The sequence below is a fragment of the Massilia sp. CCM 8734 genome (assembly GCF_011682155.1).
Lineage (GTDB): Bacteria > Pseudomonadota > Gammaproteobacteria > Burkholderiales > Burkholderiaceae_D > Telluria_A > Telluria_A rubra.
Genome location: NZ_WHJI01000003.1, coordinates 159,290 through 181,148 on the forward strand (window position 1 = coordinate 159,290; position 21,859 = coordinate 181,148).

Genomic DNA, 21,859 nt, shown 5'->3' on the forward strand with positions numbered 1-21,859 from the left:
GGCGGGTGCCGTTTTCAGGCGTCAACGATACGCCAATTTTCGGTTTTCCGTGGGCTGCGGCTGTTGCGCGTTGGCAGCCTGAGGCGAAGCGTATTAGTATCGCTAATCAATTTCACCATGGATAAGCTTAGCTGATGAGTAATCTCGACTATCGCGGCCTGGCCGTACTCGACGCGGTGGCGGCGAGCGGCAGTTTCGACAAGGCGGCGCTGCTGCTGGGAATGAGCCAGTCGGCCGTATCGCAGCGCATCAAGGCGCTCGAAGACAGCTGCGGCCGCCTGCTGGTGGTACGCGGCGCGCCCTCGGCGCCGACCGGGCTGGGGCAGCGGCTGGTGCTGCATTTCCGCCATGTGAAGCTGATGGAAGCGGCGCTCGACATCGACCTCGGGCGCGACACCAGCCTGCCGACCCTGGCCCTGGCGCTCGACGCCGACAGCCTGGCGACCTGGTTCGCGCAAGCGCTGCCGGCGCTGCTGTCACCGCCGCGCTGCCAGTTCAACATCGAACTGGCCGACGGCGAGCGTGCGCTGCGGCTGGTGCGCGAAGGCGCGGCGTTCGCCTGCGTGGCCGAGGCCGATGGCGGCGGCGCCGGCGAAGCGGCGGTCGGCACCACCGCCACGGCGCTGGGATTGCTGCGCTACACCTGCGTAGCCACGCCCGCGTTTGCGGGGCACTGGTTCGGCGACGGCTTCATTGCCGAGGCGGTGGCGCTGGCGCCGGCGGTGGTCAGCGAGCGCAAGCAACTGGCGCGCTTCCTGGCGCGCCAGTTCGACGGCGAGGTGGCCTTCCCGCACCACACCATGCCGGTCTCGGCGGCGCTGGAGAACTGCATTTTGCACGGCGTGGCGTACGGCCTGATGCCGGAACTGAGCGCGCTGAGCCTGATTGCCGCCGGCCAATTGGTCGACCTCGCACCGGGCCGCACCTGGAACACGGCCTTATCGTGGCACGCCTGGAACATCGACACCCCCTTCACGCGCGCCCTGACCGAGCACATCGTCACCAGCGCCCGCCGCTACCTCCCGCAACCGGGGTCTCAACCGGGGTCTGACCTCTGATTAGCAATTACTTGCCCAAAAGCCCTACCCCCCCACACCGGGGTCAGAGCTTTAACTTGCAATAGTTGCTGAACGGATCAACGTTACAGAGAAAACGGACGAATGCCGGTTCAGTTGTGGCAAACGGCGTGGAGAACCACCGAAGCCGTCGTGATAAGCCCACAAAACGGTTGCGGCCAAGCTGTTTGTTGCTAGTTAAAGCTCTGACCCCGGTGTGGGGTTTGTTGCCGACTGGATTTTTATTGCTAATCAGAGGTCAGACCCCGGTGGAGGGGAACTGTTGCTTCAGATGTCGAGGGGGTCGACTTCGAGCGACCATTTGACCCGGCTTTTCATGGCGCGCAACAGGGCCAGCCATTCTTTGAGGAAGGCTTGCAGCGCCGGCCGCGAGGGACTTTCCACCAGCAGCTGCGCACGGTCGACGTTGTGCACCCGCGTCATCGTCATCGGGATCGGGTCATTCAAGGTGATGCCGTCGAATACCAGCGCGTCACGCGCACTCTCCAAGAAGCTAATCGCCGTTTCGAGCTCCGGCGCTTCGGCCCGCAACAGCGCCTGGTACAGGTACGGCGGCAGCGCGGCAGCGCGTCGCTCTTCCAGCAAATCGGTGGCGAAACGGTCGTAGTCATGGTTCACCACCGCCGTGTACAGCGGATGGCTGGCGTAACGCGTCTGGATCAGCACTTCGCTCACGCTGCCGCCTTCCGTGCGCGCCGCCCTGCCCGCGCGCCCCGCCACTTGCATCAACTGCGCGAACAGGCGCTCGCTGGCGCGGTAATCCTGCGAGAACAGCGCGGTGTCGGGATTCAAAATCCCCACCAGGGTCAGTCTCTTGAAGTCGTGCCCCTTGGCGACCATCTGGGTGCCGATCAGGATATCGACTTCGCCCCGGTGCACCGTGTCGAACGCGGCTTGCGCACTGCCCTTCAGGCGCGTGGAGTCGGCGTCGATGCGCAGGATGCGCGCCTCGGGAAAAACCTGCTGCAAGCCTTCTTCCACGCGCTGGGTGCCGCGCCCGAGCGGCTGCAGGTCGACATTGCCGCAGTCCGGACAATGCCGGGGTATGCGCAGCTCCAGGCTGCAGTGGTGGCAGCGCAGCCGGTGCTCGGGCTTGTGCAGCACCATGAACGAGGTGCAGCGGGTGCAGTTGCTGATCCAGCCGCACGATTCGCAGCAGATCACGGGCGCATACCCACGCCGGTTCAAAAACAGCAGCGATTGTTCGCCGCGCTCGAGGCGCTGGCGCAGCGCCGCCATCAGGTGCGAGGTGATTCCGTCGACCGGCTTGTCGCGCTCCATGTCGAGCAGCTTCACGCGCGGCAGCACCGCGTCCTTGACGGCGCGCTCGCGCAGTTCGAGCTTGCGATAGCGCCCGGAGCCGGCATGGTGCCAGCTCTCGAGCGATGGCGTGGCCGATCCGAGCACGATCGGAATGCCGAGCTGGCGCGCGCGCCACACCGCCAGGTCGCGCGCAGAGTAGCGCAGCCCTTCCTGCTGTTTGTACGAGGGGTCGTGCTCTTCGTCGATGACGATCAGCTTCAGGTTCGGCAGCGAGGCCAGGATCGCCAGCCGGGTGCCGAGGATGATGCGGGCCTGCCCCTGGTGCGCGGCCAGCCAGTGCAGCATGCGTTCGCCCTCCGACAGGCTGCTATGCAAGGTGGCCAGCATCACGCCCGGAAAGCGGGCGCGGATGTTCCCTTCCAGCTGCGGGGTGAGGTTGATCTCGGGGACCAGGATCAGGATCTGCCCTCCCTCTTCGCGCGCCAGCACCTGGGCGCAGGCCTGCAGGTACACTTCGGTCTTGCCGCTGCCGGTCACGCCGTACAGCAGGATCGGCGTAAAACCCTGGGCGAGCCCGATGGCGTCGGCCGCTTGCTGCTGCGCCTCGTTCAGGAGCGGCATGTCGAGCGGCGTGTGGTCGTGCGCGGGCGCGCTCTTGGCCAGCTTTTTCAGCGCGCGGTCGAGCGCCACGGTGGTGAGCACGCGCAGGTTCTTGGGCAGCCCGGGCAAGGCCACTTCGCCGAGCGGACGCTGATAGTAGTCGGCCGCAAACGCGGCCAGCGCGATCCATTGCGGCGACAGGGGCGAGAGCTGGCTGCGCACGGCCAGCGCGTCTTTGAGCTTGTCGGCCGGGACCTCGGTGTCGTGCTTGATGGCGACGATGAGCCCGACTACCTCGCGGCGCCCGAAGCTGACCAGCGCCAGCTGGCCCACGCGCGGCTCGTCGCCGGGCGCGCACGGCCAGCGGTAATCGAAGCAGCTGGTGAGCGGCGTGTCGAGCGCGATGTTGAGGATGCAGTACGCCATCTGGGTCGGTTCGGTCAGGTTGAAGGAGGCACGCAAAGCCCATCGCCATGGATGTCCAGGACATCGTTTCAAGCACGCTCAGCTTGTGGACAACTTTGTGGACAAACAATTTGTGCGAGGCCAAAAGCTTTGTGCTTGCACAATAGATGAGCCTAACAACTGAAAATCAAAGAAATTTAATCCTTAAGAATCAATCACTTGCGAAAACAGCCTTGGGAAGGCGGGAAAACCAGGTTTTACCGCCGTTCTGTGCATAAGTAGGGCGTGGAGCACTAAAAATGTAGTCGGATTGGCCGCTTGCGGCTGTGGATAAACAGCTCACGCAGCCGGCTGGCCGGGCCGCTGCGGGACCCGGCGCGCACCTGCGGCTGGTTGCCGCCGACACAGTCCGGCACCATCATGCAGCACAGCAAATCCTCAGGTAAAACCTTAACAATTGCGCTAAGTCGCGGTAAACGCGAGACTTTTCATTTTTATCCACACTGCCTGTTGATAACTTTGTGGACAATGCTTGAAAACCCGCGCTTTCCCTCTGTACCTTGTCCACATTTTCGCCACCCATCTCGACAGGCAAATTTTATAAACTGTTTTAAATCAACGACTTAAAAGTTCAAGAAACTTTTCTTGGCCGCCTTATTTTTAATCAGTGATGTTCAGAAAAATTGTGAATAAGTGGGATATTGTCACTCAGAAAACGTCTTCCGCAGCGCAGCGCCACCACCCGGGCAAGGGGGCATCGCTGTAGCCAGACTACAGGCCGGCGCGTTGCTGGCGGCTGAAGCTATGCACTGCCTCGACCATGGCGCTGACCGACTCGGGCGGGGTGAATTGCGAGATGCCATGCCCCAGGTTGAACACGTGACCTGAGCCCTCTAGCGGCTTGCCGTAGCTGGTCAGGGTACGCTCGACTTCAGCGCGGATCTGTTCCGGGCTGGCGAACAGGATGGCCGGGTCCAGGTTGCCCTGCAGGGCAACCTTGTGGCCGACCAGCGCGCGCGCGCGGCCCAGGTTGACGGTCCAGTCCAGCCCGACCGCATCGGCGCCGATGTCGGCGATCTGGTCGAGCCACAGGCCGCCGCCCTTGGTGAAGACCACCGCCGGGATGCGCACGCCGTCTTTTTCGCGCTTGAGCTGGCTCATCACCTGGCGCATGTACTCCAGCGAGAAGGTTTGGTAGGCGCCGTCGGCCAGCGCGCCGCCCCACGAGTCGAACATCATCACGGCCTGGGCGCCGGCGTCGATCTGGGCGTTCAGGTAGGCCGCCACCGCCGCCGCGTTGGTCGACAGGATGTGGTGCATCAGGTCGGGGCGGTTGTACAGCATCTTTTTGATGGTGTGGAATTCCTTGGAGCCGCCGCCTTCGACCATATAGCAGGCCAGGGTCCACGGGCTGCCCGAAAAACCGATCAGCGGCACGCGCCCGTTCAGGGCGCCGCGGATCTGGGTGACCGCCTTGAAGACGTAGTCGAGCGAGTCCAGGTCGGGCGCGCGCAGGGCCATGACGTCGGCTTCGGTGCGCAGCGGACGCTCGAACTTGGGACCTTCGCCATCGACGAAATACAGGCCCAGGCCCATCGCGTCGGGCACGGTGAGGATGTCGGAAAACAGGATCGAGGCGTCCAGCGGGTAGCGGTCGATCGGCTGCAGGGTCACTTCGGTGGCGTAATCGGGATTCTTGGCCAGGCCCAGGAAGGAGCCGGCCCGCTCGCGCGTGGCGCGGTATTCGGGCAGGTAGCGCCCCGCCTGACGCATCAGCCACACAGGCGTGTAATCGGTCGGTTGGCGCAGCAGCGCGCGCAGGAATGTATCGTTCTGGAGCGGGGCGAATTGGGGCATGGGGAACCGTCGAAAGCTTGGAGAAAGGCGCTATTATCGCATTCTCCCGCATTCTCACCCCCTGCCCCGCGCGAGCGCATTTGCACGGGCGCGGGGTATTAACTATCATGCCATACCGCCGCCAACCCAGAGAATCCCCCATGACAGCCTCCACCAGCGAACAGAACGCCGCTTTCGGCCTCTGGCCTTCCCCGATCAGCGCCGCCGTCGTGGCGGCCGGCGCCACCCCGCTGTCGCAGCCGCAGGCCGATGGCGGCGACGCTTACTGGCTGGCCGGACGCGCCAGCGAAGGCGGGCGCACCACCCTGCTGCGCCAGCGCGGCGCCGACCTGGTCGAGCTGACCCCGGCCCCGTTCAATGTGCGCAGCCGCGTGCACGAATACGGCGGCGGCGCCTACCTGGTGGCGGCGGGCACGGTGTACTTCTCGCATTTTGCCGATAACTGTATTTACGAAATCGCTCCCGGCGCGGCGCCGCGCGCGCTCACGCGTGCGGGCAGCGCGCGCTACGCCGACTTTGCCCACGATGCGGCGCGCGGCCGCCTGGTGGTGGTGCGCGAGGACCACGCGGGCGCCAGCAGTGCATCGGATATGCAGCCAGTCAATACGCTGTGCGCGATCGACGCCGACGGCAGCGAAACCGTGCTGGCCCAAGGCAGCGACTTTTACGCCGCGCCGCGCCTGTCGCCGGACGGCCAGTCGCTGGCATGGCTGAGCTGGGACCATCCGCGCATGCCGTGGCAGGGCACCGAACTGTGGCTGGCGCAGGTCAATCCGGACGGCTCGCTTGGCAGGCCGACGCTGGTCGCGGGCGGGCCTGAAGAAGCGCTCTGCCAGCCCGAATGGTCGCCGGCCGGCGTGCTGCACTTTGTGTCGGACCGCAGCGGCTGGTGGAACCTGTACCGCCTGGCCGAGGGCGAGGTGCAGCCGCTGTGCGAGCGCGCCGCCGAATTCGGCTCGCCCCACTGGACGTTCGCGGTGTCGATGTACGGCTTCAGCCAGGGAAACGGCGGCGACGGCGAGATTATCTGCACCTACATCGAAAATGGCGTCTCCCGCCTGGCGCAACTCTCGCCCGACACCGGCAAACTGGCGCCGATCACCAATCCCTACGAAGAAATCCGCGAGCTGCGCGTGGGCGGCGGCGTGGCGCTGATCCTGGGCGGCTCGCCGCACATCCCGCTGGAGCTGGCGCGTTTCGAGCTGGCCAGCGCCACGCCCCACGTGCTGGCGCGCTCGATCAGCGCGCTGCCGGCCGACGGCTACCTGTCGGTCCCCGAGAGCGTCACCTACGCCAGCGGCGCCAACGGCCAGCGCAGCGCGCACGCGTTCTACTACCCGCCCTGCAACGCCGACGTGAGGCCGGACCCCAGCGCCAGGCCGCCGCTGATGGTGATCAGCCACGGCGGCCCGACCGGCATGGCCACCAACACCCTCAAGCTGGCCACCCAGTACTGGACCAGCCGCGGGTTCGCGGTGCTCGATGTGAACTACGGCGGCAGCAGCGGCTTCGGACGCGCCTACCGCGATGCGCTCAAGGGCCAGTGGGGCGTGGTCGACGTCGACGATTGCGTCGCCGGCGCGCGCTACGTGGCCACGCGCGGCCTGGCCGATCCGGAACGGCTGGTCATCCGCGGCGGCAGCGCCGGCGGCCTGACCACCCTGTGCGCCCTCACCTTCCATGATGTGTTCAAGGCCGGCGCCAGCTACTACGGCGTGTCGGACCTGAAGGGCCTGGACGACGACTCGCACAAGTTCGAGTCGCACTACAACGAGTACCTGATCGCACCAAAAGCGCAGTCGGAAAGCCTGTACCTGCTGCGCTCACCGATCAACCACGCCGACAAGCTGACGCGCCCGATGATCTTCTTCCAGGGCCTGGACGACAAGGTCGTGCCGCCGCAGCAGTCGGAAGTGATGGTCACGGCGCTGCGCGCGTCCGGCGTGCCGGTGGCCTACATGACCCTGGAGGGCGAAGGCCATGGCTTTCGCAAGGCCGACAGCATCGTGCGCACGCTCGAAGCGGAGCTGTATTTCTACCTGCGCATCTTCGGTTTGACCACACAAGGCCAGCCGGCGGTGGTGGCGATCGAGAATCTGCCCGGCGCTGCATGAACCAACAGGAAACAGCGACCATGCGCGAGCAATTCACGCACATGGACACGGTCGAGCAACATATCGTCGCCATGCTGGCGATGGCGGGCGAGCCGATGGGCCGCATCCGCCTCCAGGAACACCTCGCCGCCGCCGGTGTCGCGCTCGACAACGAGCGCATGGTGGCGGCGATGGATGCGCTGCGCGGCGCCGGCATGGCGAGCGAGTTGCAGCACCGCGGCTGGATCATCACGCCCGAGATCACCTGGCTGGCATTGAGCGCCGCGCTCGACGCCGGCACCTTCGGCGCGCTGGCCCTCGCCTACGACAAGCTGACCCCGCTGCGCCGCAACTGGGAAGGCTTTGCGATCCTGCGCAGCTACCGCCAGGGGGTGGCGCTGCTGCGCATCGCGCTGGCCAGCGGCCAGGGCCCGGCCCAGGTGGCGCCGCTGCTGGCGGCCTGCATGAACTGCCACGAGGCGGGCTACCTGCATCCGCTGGTCGATATCTGCGCGCGCCCGTTCGAGCCGGCGCTGTTTGCGCGCATCCACCCGCTGGTGCGCGACGAGGTGCTGACGGTGCTGCTGGAAAATGCCCAGCGCGAACCGGGCAGCGCGGCGCAGTTGCGCGGCTTCGCCGAACGCCACCTGGCTAAAGGAGCGCCATCGATGGCGCTGCGCATCGTCATGGCCGAACACCTGATTTTATGCGGCCGCCTGGACGACGCCTCGAACCTGCTGGCCGAGCTGGACGACTCGATGGCGCTGTTCTACCGCAGCGTGATCCTGCTGCTGCGCGAGCACCACATGGAGGCGCTCACCGGGTTCGAGCAGGCGCTCAAGGCGCTGCGGCGCGAAACCGGCAAGCGCAAGATGGCCTTTCCCGGCATCGGCGGCCACCTGTACGTGCTGGCGCTGCTGCGCAGTCTTGACCCGAAGCATGCCAAGGCGGCCGAGGCCTATCTCGACATCGTCACGCGCACCGCGCAAAGCCACGACACGGCGGTCTACCAGCAACTGAACCTGCTGCGCCAGATCCGCGGCGGCACGGTCGACGCCGCGGTACTGCCCACGCGCAGCTGGGAAAGCGCGCTGCAACCGTTCATGTTCCGCGCGTTGCTGCACTACTGGCTGGCGTTGCCGCAGCTCGACGACAAGCGCGCGCAGCTCGAACAGATGATGACGCAGGCGTGCGAAGGTGGTTTTGACCTGGTGGCGGCGCAATTGGGCGCACTGCTGGGCCGCATCGGCGCCGTCTCGTGCGACCAGCAAGCGACCGCCCTGCGCCAGCGCCTGCGCTTTGCCGACATGAGCGTCTGGTTCGAGCGCGAGGAGCCGTGGGAACGCCAGCTCAATGCGCTGATCAACCTGCAGCCGGCGGTGAATGTCGAAGTCGTGAAAGAAGCGCGCCTGGTGTGGGGCCTGCGCTTCGATCCGCTGTACGGCGTGCAGGACATCGAAGCGCGCGAACAGAAGCGCGACGCCCAGGGCGGCTGGAGCCGCGGCCGCGCCATGGGCCTCAAGCGCCTGTCGGAGGACGCGGCCAGCTTCGACTTCTTGACGTCGCAAGACCTGCACGTGGTGGCGACCCTGAACGCCTATAAATACTACAGCGGCGGCGGGGTGCGTTACGAATTCGACATGGACAAGGCGGTGGCCGCGCTGATCGGCCACCCGCTGCTGTTCTGGATCGATGCGCCCGGCACGCGCGTGGAACTGCTGCCGGGCGAACCGGAACTGATGATCAAGGCGCGCGCCGGGAATGTGACCATCACCCTGCAACCGTCCATTGTGGACAATACCGACGACGTGTGCGTGACGCGTGAAACGCCGACCCGCCTGCGGGTGGTGCGCATCAGCGACGAGCACCGCCGCATCGGCGCCATCGTCGGCAATGGCCTGGTGGTGCCGCTGCACGCGGAAAAGCAGGTGCTCAAGGCGATTGGCGCGATTTCGTCGATCGTCACGGTGCAATCGGACATCGGCGGCAGCGCGGCCGACATCGCCCGGGTGGAAGCCGACAGCCGCCTGCACGTGCACCTGCTGCCCTATCAGCAGGGTCTGAAAATGCAGGTGCTGGTGCGCCCCTTGCCGGACGCCGGCGCCTATTACCCGCCCGGTTCGGGCGCCGAGAGCGTGATCGCCGATCTGAAGGGCGCGCGGGTCGAAGCGCGCCGCAACCTGAACGCCGAACGCGAAGCCGAACGCCAGTTGGTCGGCTCGCTGCACGTGCTGGAGCAATCCGAAGCCGACCACGGCGAATGGCTGCTGGCCAATCCGATCGCGTGCCTGGAACTGCTGGCCGAATTGCAGGAACTCGACCCGGCGAACGTGCTGCTGGCCTGGCCCGAGGGCGAGCCGTTCCGGCTGGCCAAAAAGGCCGATTCGGCGTCGGTGCGCCTGTCGATCAAGCGCGACAAGGACTGGTTCGCGGCCAGCGGCGAAGTGCAGATCGACGAGAACCGCATCATGGACCTGCGCACCCTGCTCGATATGCTGCGCGAGAACGGCAGCCGCTTCGTGGCGCTGGGCGACAACCAGTTCATGGCCCTCACGTCCGAACTGCACCGGCGCCTGATGGAGCTGTCGGCTTTTGGTACGCCGAGCGCGGACGGGGTCAAGGTGCATGCGCTGGCCAGCTTCGCGCTGGAAGACCTGGCGCAGGACGCCGGCAGCGTCACCACCGACAAAGCCTGGATCGCCCACCTGGCGCACATGGAGCGCAACGCGGCCTTCGTGCCGCAGCTGCCGAGTACCCTGCAAGCCGAGTTGCGCGACTACCAGGTCGAGGGCTTCGAATGGCTGGCGCGCCTGGCCCACTGGGGCGTGGGCGCCTGCCTGGCGGACGACATGGGGCTCGGTAAAACCTTGCAGGCGCTGGCGCTGCTGCTCTCGCGCGCGCCGCAAGGGCCGGCGCTGGTGATCGCGCCGACCTCGGTGTGCATGAACTGGATCAGCGAGGCGGCGCGCTTTGCGCCGACCCTGAACGTGAAGCTGTTCGGCAGCGGCGACCGCGCCGCCATGCTCGATGAGGCGGGGCCGTTCGACCTGGTGGTCGCCAGCTACGGCCTGCTGCAACTGGAAGCGCCGGCGTTTGCCAGGGTGCGCTGGAACAGCATCGTGCTCGATGAAGCGCAGGCGATCAAGAACACCGCGACCAAGCGCTCGCAGGCCGTGATGGCGCTGCAGGGCGAGTTCCGCATGGTGGCCACCGGCACGCCGCTGGAAAATCACCTGGGCGAGTTGTGGAACCTGTTCCGCTTCATTAATCCGGGCCTGCTCGGCACCAGCGACCAGTTCAACCTGCGCTTCGCCGGGCCGATCGAGCGGGCGCAGACTGCAACAAAGACATCAACGCGCGCTGACGCCGGGGCGCGCCTGCGCCTGCGCCGTTTGATCCAGCCGTTCATCCTACGCCGCACCAAGGCGCAGGTGCTCTCCGAACTGCCGCCGCGCACCGAGATCGTGCTGCCGGTCGATTTGACCGAAGAAGAAACGGCGCTGTACGAATCGCTGCGGCGCGATGCGATCGCCAAGCTGGCCGCGCTGGAAGCGCCCGAGAGCCAGAAGTCGATCCAGATCCTGGCCGAGATGATGAAGTTGCGGCGCGCCTGCTGCAATCCGGCGCTGGTGGCGCCCGAGCTGGGCCTGCAAAGCAGCAAGCTCACCGTGTTCGCGCGCCTGCTCGACGACCTGCTCGACAACCGCCACAAGGTGCTGGTGTTCAGCCAGTTCGTCGACCACCTGACCCTGATCCGCAAGCATTTGGATGAGCGCGGGATCAAGTATCAGTACCTCGATGGCTCGACCCCGATGCAGGAGCGTAAAAAGCGGGTCGATGCGTTCCAGGCCGGCGAGGGCGATGTGTTCCTCATTTCGCTCAAGGCGGGCGGGGTCGGGATCAACCTGACGGCGGCGGACTATGTGATCCATATGGACCCGTGGTGGAATCCGGCGGTGGAAGACCAGGCGTCGGACCGCGCGCACCGCATGGGGCAGCAGCGGCCGGTGACCATTTACCGGCTGGTGGCACGGCATACGATCGAGGAAGGCATCGTCGACCTGCACAAGCACAAGCGCGACCTGGCCGACAGCCTGCTCGAAGGCAGCGACGTCTCGGCGCGCATGTCGCCGGGGGATATGCTGCGCATGCTGCAGGAGGGCTTGCGGTAGGCCGCCACGTCGTTCCCGCGAAGGGGGCCGCCAAGGCCGGGAACGACGTGGTAGCGGTCGGAGTAGCGCCCTGCGCCATTCCATGACATCATGCGTTTTTATCAAGCGGCGCCAAAATCCATGGAAGAAGACAACGCATCGAAAAGCTCCCCCGACGCTCACGTGATCGGCGTGAAGTCATGGCTGGCCTACACCGGCGTCGTGATCCTCGCGGCCCTGCTGTTCGGCGTCGCGCTGCCGCTGGCGTTCAGCTACGGCAACGAGATCGCCGCCGCCGTCGTCTTCGCCATCTCGGCGATCGTGGTCGGCTACCGCTTCCTGCTGCTGCGCAGTATCCAGCTGTATTACGATGACGTGGGCGTGTGGCTCTACTCCGGCGTGCTGCCCTGGAAAAAAGGCGTCACCGGCGTCAAATGGCGCGACATGGAAGACGCCAGCTTCGCGCAGGGCTTCTGGAGCTGGGTCACGCGCTCTTACACCGTCCGCATCGGCCACCGTTTCACCAAGTCGAGCGAGATTGTCCTGACCAATATCGCCAACGGCAAACACACGGTCGCCACCCTCAACGCGCGGCAGCAGGAAATGATCCGCGCCGGCGCCATCGACTGATCTCCCCTCTTCAACCCGACAAAAGCGCGCAAGCGGCGCGATTGATGCTAATCTGACGCCCCGCCGCATGCGTGCGGCTGCTCCTGTCCCTGTCACTACAAGGCCCAACACAATGTTGAAAACGAAAATTGCGCTGGCTGTTTTAATGACGTGCTTCGCGCTGGCGCCCGCAGGCGCTGCCAAGCCGAAAAAACAGTCCCAAGCACACAGCACCAAGACGGTGAAAGCCGCCAAGCCAGGCAAGCCAACCAAATCGGGCAAGGCCGCCAAGCCTGCCAAGGCCGCGGCCATCGCCGCGCCGGTCGCCGCCGCCGTTGTCGCCAGCGCGCCCGCCGCCGGCGCCGAACGCTCGCAGGACCGGCGCTTCAATACGGTCAGCATGCAGTTCCTCGGCGCGCTGTGGCGCATCGATCCGGAAAGCGCGATCTATTCCGGCAAATACGACGGCGCGGCCAACCTGACCATCCCGAGCGCCGCCACGCGCGCCGCGCAACTGGCGTTCGCCGACGAATGGCTGCAAAAGCTGGCCAAGCTCGATACGCGCCAGTTGTCGGTCAAGCAGCGTACCGACCACGTCCTGCTGGTCAACAAGCTCAATGCCGACCGCTTCTACCTGACCACCCTGCGCGAGTTCGAATGGAATCCGGCGCTGTATAACATCGCCGCTCCGATCGACTTGATCATGGGTTCCGAGTACGCGGCCAAGCCGCAGCGCCTGCGCACCCTGCTCAAGCGCCTGACCAATGTGCCGGCCTATTACCAGGCGGCCCAGGCGAGCATCGTCAACCCGACCCACGAACACACGCAACTGGCCTTGCAGCAGGCGCCCGGCACCATGACGGTGCTGGCGGACCTGGGCAAGGCGGCGCAGGAATCGATCCTGAACCAGGCCGAAAAAGACTTGTTCGCGCGCCGCATCGCGGCCGCCGGCGACGCCCTGATCGGCTACGTCAACTTCCTCACCGATCTCGATAAAACGCAGCAGGCCAACAACAGCGCGCGCTCGTTCCGGATCGGCAAGGCGCTGTACGAACAAAAATTCGGCCATGACATCCAGGCCGGCGTGAGCGCGGAGCAGATGTACCAGAAGGCGCTCGGCGCGCGCGAGCAGCTGCTCGCGCGCATGGATACCCTGTCCGACGAGCTGTGGACCAAGACCATGGGCGGCGCCGCCAGGCCGGCCGACCGCACCAAAAAAATCGGCATGGTGATCGACAAGCTGTCGGCCAAACACGTCTCGCGCGAGGAGTTCTTCCCGGAGATCCGGCGCCAGATCCCGCTGCTGCAGGACTGGGTGGTGAAGAACAAGCTGCTCACGCTCGATCCGAAAAAGCCGCTGGTGGTGCGCGAAACGCCGCTCTACCAGCGCGGCGTGGCGGGCGCCAGCATCGATGCGCCGGGGCCGTATCGCCCGCAGGACCGCACCTTCTACAATGTAACGCCGCTCGACGGCCTCTCGCCCGAACAGGCCGAGAGCACCCTGCGCGAATACAACCACTGGATTTTGCAGATCCTGAACATCCACGAAGCCATTCCGGGCCATTACGCGCAACTGGTGTATGCGAACAAGTCGCCATCGTTGATCAAGTCGTTGTTCGGCAACGGCGCCATGATCGAAGGCTGGGCGGTGTACGGCGAGCGCATGATGCTCGAATCGGGCTATGGCGACAATACGCCGGAAATGTGGCTGATGTACTCGAAGTGGAACCTGCGCGTGGTCACCAACACCATCCTCGACTACAGTGTGCACGTGCTGGGCATGAGCGAAGCCGATGCGATGGACATGCTCACGCGCCAGGCCTTCCAGACGCGCAGCGAGGCGAGCGAGAAGTGGCACCGCGCCAAAGTGAGCTCGGTGCAGTTGACCAGCTACTTCAGCGGCTACAGCGAGATCATGGACCTGCGCGAGCAGCGCAAGCAGGCGCTCGGCGCGCGCTTCGACCTGAAGCAGTTCCACGAGCAGTTTCTCGGTTACGGCAGCGCGCCGGTGAAGATGATCAAAGAGTTGATGCAATAAGGAGAGCGCGATGCGCATAGTAATAGGTGTGATGCTTGCGGCGCTTGCCTTGTATGTCGTCGCCTGCGTCGGCCTGTTTCTCGCGCAGCGTTCCTTGATCTACTTCCCGCAGCCGCGCCGTTTCGGCACGCCCGACTCGCTCATCAAGCTGCCCGTGGACGGCGCCGTGCTGGACGTGTCGGTGCGGCCTGAAAGCGGGCCGCGCGCGCTCATTTACCTGGGCGGGAACGCCGAGGATGTCTCGGCCAGCCTGCCCTTCCTGGGCCAGACCTTTCCCGGACAGGCGGTCTATCTGCTGCATTACCGGGGCTACGGCGGCAGTACCGGCAAGCCGACCGAGGCGGCGCTGTTCGCCGATGCGCTGGCCCTGTTCGACATGGTGCGGGCGCGCCATCGGCAGGTGACCGTGATCGGGCGCAGCCTGGGCAGCGGCGTGGCGGTGCATCTGGCGAGCATGCGGCCGGTGGACCGGCTGGTGCTGGTGACGCCCTACGACAGCATCGTCGGCATCGCCGAACTGCAGTTTCCGTGGTTTCCGGTGACGCTGCTCTTGAGGGATAAATTCGAGTCGGGCGTGTACGCCACCAGGGTCAATGCCCCCACCACGCTGATCGTCGCCGGGAACGACGAGATGATCCCGCGCGCCAGTTCGGAACTGTTAATGACGCGCTTTAAACCCGGCGTGGCGCGCTATATCAATGTGCCGGAGACGGGGCATAACTCGATTTCGGACAGCCCGCTGTACGGGCCGGGGCTGGCCGGTGAGACGGTGCGCCAGCCTGCGCTGACGGCGAACTAGTGTGCGTTCGATGGGCAGCGTGAGCTCGTCGGGAGCGCGCCGCTATGTGCCCGCTTCGTTTTCGGGGAAGCGAGGCGTGGGATCGGGCAGGGTCTTCAGGCACGCCGGAGCCGGACGCTCGCTCAGGCACGTGCGCCACTGCGTGTCCCAGTAGGCGCCGGTGGCGCTTGCGCAGCCAGGTCCGGGCCGTTGCTTGCACGCCTTCGTGGTCGCTTCGAATACCTTGTTGCCCCATTCATTCGATGCGAACTGGGCGCGTTTGCCGTCCACCCCGGTACTGGAAAAGACGGTGGGATCGACGCTGCCGCTTGGCCCGGTCCATGCCTTTCCGCCATCGGCCGAGACAAACAAGAGAAATTTGTCGAAACGGAGCGGGTCCGTGATCTCCAGCTGATATTGGCTGCCCACGACCCGGAAGCGCGATCGGTAGTAACCGAACGCTTGGAAAGCCGCATGGATCTGCTGGTTTCCGCCGGCCTTTTCAAGCGCATTGGGATGAATGTTCTCGCTGAAGGTATGGCCACCGTCTCCGCTGACGACCAGCACCGAGCCCCCGCGCTTGCCGTTGGCCGCCATGAAACGAAAGATGGCTTCATCGGTCAGCGCGTAGAGGGTATGTTCGCTGATGGCGTAATTGACGCAATCGGGGTGATCGTCGTTAAATGAGGTCAGGGTGGTGGAGACATTCTTGCCCTGGTATTTGACGTAAAACGCGGCAGCGAACGAATCCCGGACCCTGCCGCTGTGAAACGCATCGTGCTTGCCGAGGTCGGGGGCGTCGGCGGTCAAGACAAATGCGGAGCCGTCCGGTAAAGAACATGTCCGCCATCGCCCATCCTGCGAGCGTTTTTCCGTCTTGCTCTCGCCAGGCTGGAGCTCACCCTTGTCGAGCTTGCACGCAGCCAGGGACATCACACCGACGGTGACACATATTGCCAATACAGCTTTTTTCACATGGTTCCCGGTTGTTGCGTTATCCACAGATCGCAATGATCTGATTGAGAGAGTCGCACGCCAGCGCAAAAACCTCTTCAGGCGCTTGCTTCATCGGATGCGGCTTCGCACCGCGCATCTTCCAATCAAACGATTTTGGCTGATGCGTCAGGATGTAACTGGCGACGCCTTTCATTCCCGAGAATTTAATCGCAAATGGATTCGTTTCGTTGGATGCGGCAGTCGTCATTGGTAGTCCTATCACGATGCCGGTCCGCTCATTAAACGCCTTCGGCGACAGGACCAGCAGCGGGTGGACGTCACGCATTTCTTTGCCGATTTGTCGATTGCAGTCGATCCAGATAACGTCGCGACGCTCAGGCACCCAAAATTTACCCGCAGCCATCAAACGACCTCGACGCCGACAGGGCCGGTCGCCATTGCCTCACCGCCGTGCCTGGCCGGATCGAATGCATCCAGCTTCTGGGCGAGAGACAATTTCGGGGCACCGATACATTTCACGACGACCCCCTCATCCTGGAGCGACACCTCGACAGGCTGCCCAACGGTAAAGCGTGCCGACCTGGCGATAGCGGCGGGAATCCGCACAGCAAGACTATTGCCCCACTGCTGAACGGTAAGAATTGCTTTGGCCATCTCAATGCTCCCTGGGCAAATAATGTAGATACAAGTATATACATAGAAGCCAATGTGTCAACTTGACCACGATGACGCTTCCTGCCCCTGCCGGCTGGCTATCAACAAGCACTGTGGTATTTCGCGCACCTTCCGCTTAAGTTGACTACGTGCAAGTTACTTGCCATATTGCATCGTTAGAATGTGTGAAGTTCTTGTTCAACTCCACGCAAAGGATACGCCATGACGCCAGGCCCAAACCCTGCCCTGCTCATCGCGCTGACAGCCATGGCCCTGGCCGGCTGCGCCAGCAAACCGCCTCCGGCCGCAGCGCCGCCTGCCGGCATCAAACCGCCCAACAGCCAGCTCGAACACTGCCCTGGCGCCTTGGGAACCCTGTCTTTCGGCAAAGATGCCGAGCAGTCCGGCACGCTGCCGCTGCTGCGCCTGATGGTGCGGGCGTCGAACTGTTTCACGCTGGCCGATGCGGCTCCCAAGCCCGGCAGGCGCACATTCGCATCATCCGATTACACGGCCACGCCCTCGCTGAGCTTCGGCGACGGCGCCGCTGTCGGGCGCCTCGGTTCCCTGCACGATGTCGCCCTGCAACCGTCCACCCTGCTCACGCTGACCGACAACCGCTCGGGCGCCGCACTGGCCGTGGCGCAGGGCAGCGCCAGCCACTGGCGTTTCGGCGCGGCGGGCGGCTTTTTCAATGGGGGCTTCGCAGGCGCCGACAGCTACACCGGCACGCCGCAGGGCAAGGTGCTGGTGGCCGCCATGGTCGATTCATACAATCAAGTGGTGCGCTCGCTCAAGCGCCACGCGGCGCACGCCGACGCCGACGCGCTCAGGCCGGCGCAGGTGGCGCGGCATGATCCGCCACGTTCTCAATAAGCATCAACAAGTCGGTCACGCCGAGGTCGACGCCCGCCTGCGACAGCAAGGTGCTCGCTTGCCCCCGATGGTGGGTCTGGTGATTGAAAAAATGCAGCAACAGGTCGCCGAAGCGCTTTTGCGAGCGAATCCCTTTGGTGCTGGCGTAATGCAGCACATGGTCGAGGTCGGCCTCGGCCAGCTGCGCGAGCCATTTTTCGATCAGCCCGTCGAGCCAGCGCCGGTGCGCGGCCAGCACGGCCAGGTCGTCGCTGTAGACGGCGTCGAGCGCGCCTGGTGCGGGCAGCGCCAGCACCGCATCGAGCGCGCCAAAGCGCGCCGGGTGGGTAGCGAAACGCCGCAGCCAGATGGTATCGGCCGCCACCAGGTGGTTGAGCGTGCCAAGCAAGGAACCGAAGAACGCGCCACGCTCGGCCGCCAGTTCGTGCGCGGGCAGCGTGGCCGCGGCGTCGACGATCTTCTGGTTCATCCAGCTGTTGTAGCTGGCCATCAATCGAAGGTGACTCAGTTCAGACACGGTAACCCCTCTCACGCACTTGTTGGAGGACGGCGCCGTGGCCGCTGAGCAGCACCGACAGGCGAATCACGCTGCCGCTGCGAAATGTCAGCACATACATGGCGCAGTACGAACGGTAGCGCACGCTGCGCAGGTCGCGCCACGCCTCGTTGCGCCGGCCGCCCCACGGCGTGATGAACACGATGCCGCTATCGTCAACCTTGCCGCGCGTCATGATGCCTTCGCACAGGCAATAGACGCCGCCGATGGCCAGCGCGAGCGCCAGCGCGATCAAGGCCGGGTAATTGTCGTGCTCGCGCGAGAACGCCACCCAGGCCAGCACAGCCACGCCCAACAATTGCAGGATGCCGAGCCGTTCCAGGAAAGGCGCGAACACCAGGGAGCCGTCGCCGGCGCCGGTGCGCAGGCGCGCGCCGATCCAGCGCACGGCGAACCAGGCGGCAAAGGCACCGAACAGACCTGCGGCAAGCACCGACACAATCACTCCTCCAGGAAACGCAGCGTGTCATTGTGCCTCACATCGCGCGCGCCTGCTGTGGCCCTGTGCAATTACGCACAAGCATCGTGCCGGTACGCTCAGCTGCACCAGGAAGATAATTGATGCCCGTCCGGTAGAATTATTTCCGGCTGTTACTTCCCGTGAACCGTCCCGAAGGCTGGCCGCCCAGCGCGGTACCCCCTCTACGCCCCCACCGAGCTCTTCCCTGCAAGCACTCGCAGCCTTCCCGTATTTTTAAGACAAAAAAATGGAGACATCATGGACATCAAGCACTTTCTCGGCCGCCGCGCGGCTTCCTTACTGCTGTGCCTGCCAGTGTGCGCGCTGGCCCAGGTCCAGGCCGGTCCCGGTGCCTGGAGCGGCAACCAGACCTGGGGCGCGGACAGCGTCAACGGCGGCAACCTGAGCGGCTACTTTTACTGGCCCGCCACTCAACCGGTGCTGGGCGGCAAGCGCGCGCTGGTGATGGTGCTGCATGGCTGCCAGCAAACGGCGGCCGGCGACGTCATCGATTCCGGCGCGGACAAGGGCTTTAACTGGAAGGGCGTGGCCGACCGGTACGGCGCCGTGGTGCTGGCGCCTAACGCCACCGGCAATGTCTCCGGCAGCCATTGCTGGGACTACAGCCTCAGCAACCACAACCGCGCCAGCGGGCACGATGGCGTGCTGCTGAACCTGGTCAGCCGTTTCCTGGCCGATGCGCGCTACGCCATCGATCCGAACCAGGTGTACGTGACGGGCCTGTCCTCGGGCGGCGGCCAGACCATGGTGCTGGGCTGCCTCGCGCCGGATGTGTTTGCCGGCATCGGCATCAACGCGGGGCCGCCGCCGGGCACCACCATCATGCAGATCGGCAGCGTGCCGTCCGGGTTCAATGCGAACACGGCCGGCAACAAGTGCACGACCATGGCCGGCGCCCAGCAAGGCAAGTTCGCCACCCAGATCGCCAGCGTCATCTGGGGCACCAGCGATTACACGGTGGCGCCCGCCTACGGACCGATCGATGCGGCGGCCATGCGCATCGCCTATGGCGGCGTGTTCACCAAGGGCGCGCAAGTGCTGGTGCCTGGCGGGGGCAACAACACGCCCTACACCGACGGCAACGGCAAGCTGCGCACCTCGGAAATCGCGGTGACCGGCATGGGCCACGCGTGGCCGGCCGGTCCCGGCGGACAGAACAACCACTTCGTCGACGCCACCAAGGTCGATTACCCGGCCTTTGTGATGGATTTCTGGTTCAGGAACAACCTGCGTGCGAGCGCCATTGCGGCGCCGCTGATGACGGCCTGCGCGGCCAGCGTGTCGGGCAACACCGCCACCATCGGCGGCGCCGCCGTGGATGCGGCCGGGACCATCGGCAGCTACCGGGTGGCGCTCTCCGGCGCCACCCCGGTCAATGACGGGCAAGCCGGCAGCGGCGCCGCTTTCAGCATCGCTTACGCGCTGGCCAACGGCTACTACAGCGGCACGGTCACGGCCACCAGCGCAAACACCGGCCAGACGTCGGCGCCATGCACCCTGCCCCAGTTCCTGGTGGGACCGGTGCCGGCCGTGCAGCCGCCCGCCGGCTTGAAGGCCGGCAGCGCCAGCGCCAGCACCATCGCCCTGTCGTGGAGCGCGGCCCCCGGCGCCAGCGGCTACAACGTCTACCGCAACGGCGGCAAGGTCACGCCGACCCCGGTCACGGGCACCTCCTACACCGATACCGGGCTGGCGCCGTCCACCAGCTACACCTATCAGGCATCGTCGGTGGCGGGCGCGCTGGAAAGCGGCTTGTCGGCCGGCGTGCGCGCCAGCACCAGCAGCGGCTTTAGCTGCAGCACGGTCACGGCCAGCAACTTTGCCCACGTGCAGGCTGGGCGAGCGCACGACAGCGGCGGCTTTGCGCTGGCCAACGGGTCGAACCAGAACATGGGCCTGGACAACCTGTTCTACATCCAGACCCTGGCGCAGACCTCGGCCGGCCATTACGTGGTCGGCAACTGCCCGTAAGACCGGCGCGGACAGCGCCCGGCCGCGATTATCGCACCGCGATGGTTGACGTACCTCACGCGGGCGATCGCTGCGGCTCCTAATGTGGAGGTGCCAGGCGGGCGGTCATCATGGCGATGACGGCCGCGCCTGGCTTCACTGTCAAGGAGCCGCCATGTCTATCCATCTGCCAACTTTGCGCACCACCCGTCCTGCCCGGGTGGGAGCGGCGCTCGCCGTGATCGCGCTGGCGCTTCCCGGCCTGGCGCTGGCCGGCAGCAACTGGTCGTCCGTGGGATCGACCGGCACGCCCGATGAGTCGTGCAGCGGCCGGGTGTCGTTCAACAATAACGATGCCGGCCTCGTCAGCGGCGCCACGGCCCTGACCTGCACCATCCGTTACCAGGTGCACGATACCTGGGACGGCAACGGCATCTTGAGCGTGTATTCGGGCGCGCGGTTTACCGACAACGGTATCTATTCCGAAGTGCGCACGCGCCTGCGTTCGCACAATACCGCCACCGGCGCCTTGAGCACGCTGGCAACCCTGTCGAGCAACAGCTATGCGCCGGCGGCCACCCCGCAAACGCGCTACCTGAGCAACTGCGTGGCGCTGAACTTCAACGCCAACAGCTACTTCATCGAGGTCGACCTGGTGCGCACCGCCTCGCCCGTCGGCGCGATTCCCGGCTTGCCCGTGCTGGGACAACTGCGCCTGCTGCGCTGCCAGTAAGGCCATGCGCCCACCTGTACCGCACCGCCAATGCCCCAAGGGAGAGCAATGATGCGACTGATTCCCGACACCGCGCTGCTGGCCGTGATCGTCATGCTGGGCGCCTGCGGCGGCGACGACGACCCGCCCGCCGCACCGGCGCAGGCGCCGCCAGTGCAAGTCGCCGCCGCTGCGCCCGCACCGGCGCCGCGCGCGCCGGTGCGCGCCGCGCCGACGCCGCAGAGCGCGCCGGCGCCGCCAGGCACGGCGCCGTCGAACGACATCGCGCAGCTGAGGCAAGAAGTCGCCAGCCTGCGGCGTGAAGTGGCCGAGCTGCGCATGATATTGACGCGCGCGCCTCCCCCCGCACAGAGCGCGGTTGCGCTGCCGGCGGAGACGGCGGCGGTGGCGCCGGCCGAGACCATGTTTCGCGCCGAACAGGTGGACCATGTGTGGAGCGGCCAGGCGTCGGCGGCCGTGCGCGCCGCGCTGGCGCGTGCCAATGGCGGGCTTGAATCGCAGGTCAGGCGGCTCGAATGCCGCACGAAAACCTGCCGCGTCGAGGTCAATCCGGCCAGCGCCGACCTGCTCGAAAGCGCCACGCCGGCCGTGCTGTTAAATCTCGGGGCAACGCTGCCGAACATGACGGCAACGCAGGTGGGGAGCGATGACGGCAGCGAGGCCACGGTGCTGTACCTGGCCCGTCAGACGCCCTGAGGGGGCGGCGGGCGGCACGCCCGCTTCGGCCTTTGCGATGACGTTCTGGTTCAGCAACAAGCCGCGTGCCAGGCGTCTGCGCGGCA

Annotated in this window: 17 protein-coding genes; 10 read left to right on the top strand and 7 right to left on the bottom strand. The window is 65.5% G+C overall.

What is annotated here, in order from left to right; all coding sequences use genetic code 11:
• Positions 1 to 134 precede the first annotated feature (134 nt).
• The gene (locus F2P46_RS04435; RefSeq protein WP_166885600.1) at positions 135 to 1,058 is read left to right on the top strand and encodes an ArgP/LysG family DNA-binding transcriptional regulator; all 924 of its coding nucleotides are present in this window, start codon (positions 135 to 137) and stop codon (positions 1,056 to 1,058) included.
• A gap of 285 nt (positions 1,059 to 1,343) precedes the next feature.
• On the opposite strand, the gene F2P46_RS04440 is transcribed toward F2P46_RS04435, so the two are convergent.
• Positions 1,344 to 3,365 (bottom strand): primosomal protein N', encoded by a 2,022-nt coding sequence (locus tag F2P46_RS04440; protein WP_166885840.1) that lies wholly within the window; start codon positions 3,363 to 3,365, stop codon positions 1,344 to 1,346.
• A 750-nt stretch (positions 3,366 to 4,115) separates the two neighbouring features.
• Positions 4,116 to 5,201: a uroporphyrinogen decarboxylase gene (gene hemE, locus F2P46_RS04445; RefSeq protein WP_166885602.1), complete on the bottom strand. Its 1,086-nt coding sequence runs from the start codon at positions 5,199 to 5,201 to the stop codon at positions 4,116 to 4,118.
• A 140-nt stretch (positions 5,202 to 5,341) separates the two neighbouring features.
• On the opposite strand from hemE, the gene F2P46_RS04450 reads away from it, so the two are divergent.
• The 5 genes from F2P46_RS04450 to F2P46_RS04470 all read left to right on the top strand — a co-directional run bounded on the left by F2P46_RS04450 (position 5,342) and on the right by F2P46_RS04470 (position 14,891).
• Positions 5,342 to 7,315 (top strand): prolyl oligopeptidase family serine peptidase, encoded by a 1,974-nt coding sequence (locus F2P46_RS04450; protein ID WP_166885604.1) that lies wholly within the window; start codon positions 5,342 to 5,344, stop codon positions 7,313 to 7,315.
• Positions 7,316 to 7,335: 20 nt separating this feature from the next.
• A complete protein-coding gene (locus F2P46_RS04455; protein ID WP_166885606.1) occupies positions 7,336 to 11,466 on the top strand; it encodes a DEAD/DEAH box helicase in 4,131 nt (1,376 codons plus the stop codon).
• Positions 11,467 to 11,556: 90 nt separating this feature from the next.
• Positions 11,557 to 12,075 carry a hypothetical protein gene (locus F2P46_RS04460; RefSeq protein WP_229509058.1) on the top strand — a complete coding sequence of 173 codons (519 nt, stop codon included), beginning with the start codon at positions 11,557 to 11,559 and terminating at the stop codon, positions 12,073 to 12,075.
• Positions 12,076 to 12,187: 112 nt separating this feature from the next.
• Positions 12,188 to 14,092 (top strand): DUF885 domain-containing protein, encoded by a 1,905-nt coding sequence (locus tag F2P46_RS04465; protein ID WP_166885608.1) that lies wholly within the window; start codon positions 12,188 to 12,190, stop codon positions 14,090 to 14,092.
• A gap of 10 nt (positions 14,093 to 14,102) precedes the next feature.
• On the top strand, positions 14,103 to 14,891 hold the full coding sequence (locus F2P46_RS04470; RefSeq protein WP_166885610.1) for an alpha/beta hydrolase: 789 nt from the start codon (positions 14,103 to 14,105) through the stop codon (positions 14,889 to 14,891).
• 42 nt (positions 14,892 to 14,933) lie between these two features.
• On the opposite strand, the gene F2P46_RS04475 is transcribed toward F2P46_RS04470, so the two are convergent.
• From F2P46_RS04475 to F2P46_RS04485, 3 genes are read right to left on the bottom strand one after another with little or no spacing between them, the layout of a single operon-like run.
• Positions 14,934 to 15,845 carry a hypothetical protein gene (locus F2P46_RS04475; protein WP_166885611.1) on the bottom strand — a complete coding sequence of 304 codons (912 nt, stop codon included), beginning with the start codon at positions 15,843 to 15,845 and terminating at the stop codon, positions 14,934 to 14,936.
• A 19-nt stretch (positions 15,846 to 15,864) separates the two neighbouring features.
• Positions 15,865 to 16,230 carry a type II toxin-antitoxin system PemK/MazF family toxin gene (locus tag F2P46_RS04480; RefSeq protein ID WP_166885613.1) on the bottom strand — a complete coding sequence of 122 codons (366 nt, stop codon included), beginning with the start codon at positions 16,228 to 16,230 and terminating at the stop codon, positions 15,865 to 15,867.
• Positions 16,230 to 16,481, bottom strand: coding sequence for an AbrB/MazE/SpoVT family DNA-binding domain-containing protein (locus F2P46_RS04485; RefSeq protein ID WP_166885615.1), 252 nt, complete (start codon positions 16,479 to 16,481; stop codon positions 16,230 to 16,232). Before F2P46_RS04485 ends, F2P46_RS04480 begins: the two co-directional genes overlap by 1 nt.
• 222 nt (positions 16,482 to 16,703) lie before the next feature.
• Here F2P46_RS04485 and F2P46_RS04490 point away from each other — a divergent pair, with 222 nt between their 5' ends.
• A complete protein-coding gene (locus tag F2P46_RS04490) occupies positions 16,704 to 17,357 on the top strand; it encodes a hypothetical protein (protein WP_166885618.1) in 654 nt (217 codons plus the stop codon).
• On the opposite strand, the gene F2P46_RS04495 is transcribed toward F2P46_RS04490, so the two are convergent.
• Together F2P46_RS04495 and F2P46_RS04500 are read right to left on the bottom strand one after the other, a co-directional pair.
• Complete coding sequence (locus F2P46_RS04495) at positions 17,311 to 17,874, bottom strand: DinB family protein (protein ID WP_368737878.1); 564 nt, start codon at positions 17,872 to 17,874, stop codon at positions 17,311 to 17,313. The two genes, F2P46_RS04490 and F2P46_RS04495, sit on opposite strands and share 47 nt — an antisense overlap.
• Positions 17,867 to 18,352, bottom strand: coding sequence for a hypothetical protein (locus F2P46_RS04500; RefSeq protein WP_166885620.1), 486 nt, complete (start codon positions 18,350 to 18,352; stop codon positions 17,867 to 17,869). The genes F2P46_RS04495 and F2P46_RS04500 overlap by 8 nt, the downstream gene beginning before the upstream one ends.
• A gap of 279 nt (positions 18,353 to 18,631) precedes the next feature.
• On the opposite strand from F2P46_RS04500, the gene F2P46_RS04505 reads away from it, so the two are divergent.
• The 3 genes from F2P46_RS04505 (at position 18,632) to F2P46_RS04515 (ending at position 21,773) form a co-directional block, all read left to right on the top strand.
• A complete protein-coding gene (locus F2P46_RS04505) occupies positions 18,632 to 20,365 on the top strand; it encodes a PHB depolymerase family esterase (RefSeq protein WP_166885622.1) in 1,734 nt (577 codons plus the stop codon).
• A gap of 154 nt (positions 20,366 to 20,519) precedes the next feature.
• Positions 20,520 to 21,077, top strand: a complete 558-nt coding sequence (locus tag F2P46_RS04510) for a hypothetical protein (RefSeq protein ID WP_166885624.1) — start codon at positions 20,520 to 20,522, stop codon at positions 21,075 to 21,077.
• A 48-nt stretch (positions 21,078 to 21,125) separates the two neighbouring features.
• Positions 21,126 to 21,773: a hypothetical protein gene (locus F2P46_RS04515; RefSeq protein WP_166885626.1), complete on the top strand. Its 648-nt coding sequence runs from the start codon at positions 21,126 to 21,128 to the stop codon at positions 21,771 to 21,773.
• Positions 21,774 to 21,859: the final 86 nt, after the last annotated feature.

What these genes read in the sequence shown, in the direction of transcription:
- F2P46_RS04435 (WP_166885600.1), top strand. Translation starts at nt 135, where the DNA reads ATGAGTAATCTCGACTATCGCGGCCTGGCCGTACTCGACGCGGTGGCG.
- F2P46_RS04440 (WP_166885840.1), bottom strand. Translation starts at nt 3,365, where the DNA reads ATGGCGTACTGCATCCTCAACATCGCGCTCGACACGCCGCTCACCAGC.
- hemE (WP_166885602.1), bottom strand. Translation starts at nt 5,201, where the DNA reads ATGCCCCAATTCGCCCCGCTCCAGAACGATACATTCCTGCGCGCGCTG.
- F2P46_RS04450 (WP_166885604.1), top strand. Translation starts at nt 5,342, where the DNA reads ATGACAGCCTCCACCAGCGAACAGAACGCCGCTTTCGGCCTCTGGCCT.
- F2P46_RS04455 (WP_166885606.1), top strand. Translation starts at nt 7,336, where the DNA reads ATGCGCGAGCAATTCACGCACATGGACACGGTCGAGCAACATATCGTC.
- F2P46_RS04460 (WP_229509058.1), top strand. Translation starts at nt 11,557, where the DNA reads ATGCGTTTTTATCAAGCGGCGCCAAAATCCATGGAAGAAGACAACGCA.
- F2P46_RS04465 (WP_166885608.1), top strand. Translation starts at nt 12,188, where the DNA reads ATGTTGAAAACGAAAATTGCGCTGGCTGTTTTAATGACGTGCTTCGCG.
- F2P46_RS04470 (WP_166885610.1), top strand. Translation starts at nt 14,103, where the DNA reads ATGCGCATAGTAATAGGTGTGATGCTTGCGGCGCTTGCCTTGTATGTC.
- F2P46_RS04480 (WP_166885613.1), bottom strand. Translation starts at nt 16,230, where the DNA reads ATGGCTGCGGGTAAATTTTGGGTGCCTGAGCGTCGCGACGTTATCTGG.
- F2P46_RS04485 (WP_166885615.1), bottom strand. Translation starts at nt 16,481, where the DNA reads ATGGCCAAAGCAATTCTTACCGTTCAGCAGTGGGGCAATAGTCTTGCT.
- F2P46_RS04490 (WP_166885618.1), top strand. Translation starts at nt 16,704, where the DNA reads ATGACGCCAGGCCCAAACCCTGCCCTGCTCATCGCGCTGACAGCCATG.
- F2P46_RS04505 (WP_166885622.1), top strand. Translation starts at nt 18,632, where the DNA reads ATGGACATCAAGCACTTTCTCGGCCGCCGCGCGGCTTCCTTACTGCTG.
- F2P46_RS04510 (WP_166885624.1), top strand. Translation starts at nt 20,520, where the DNA reads ATGTCTATCCATCTGCCAACTTTGCGCACCACCCGTCCTGCCCGGGTG.
- F2P46_RS04515 (WP_166885626.1), top strand. Translation starts at nt 21,126, where the DNA reads ATGATGCGACTGATTCCCGACACCGCGCTGCTGGCCGTGATCGTCATG.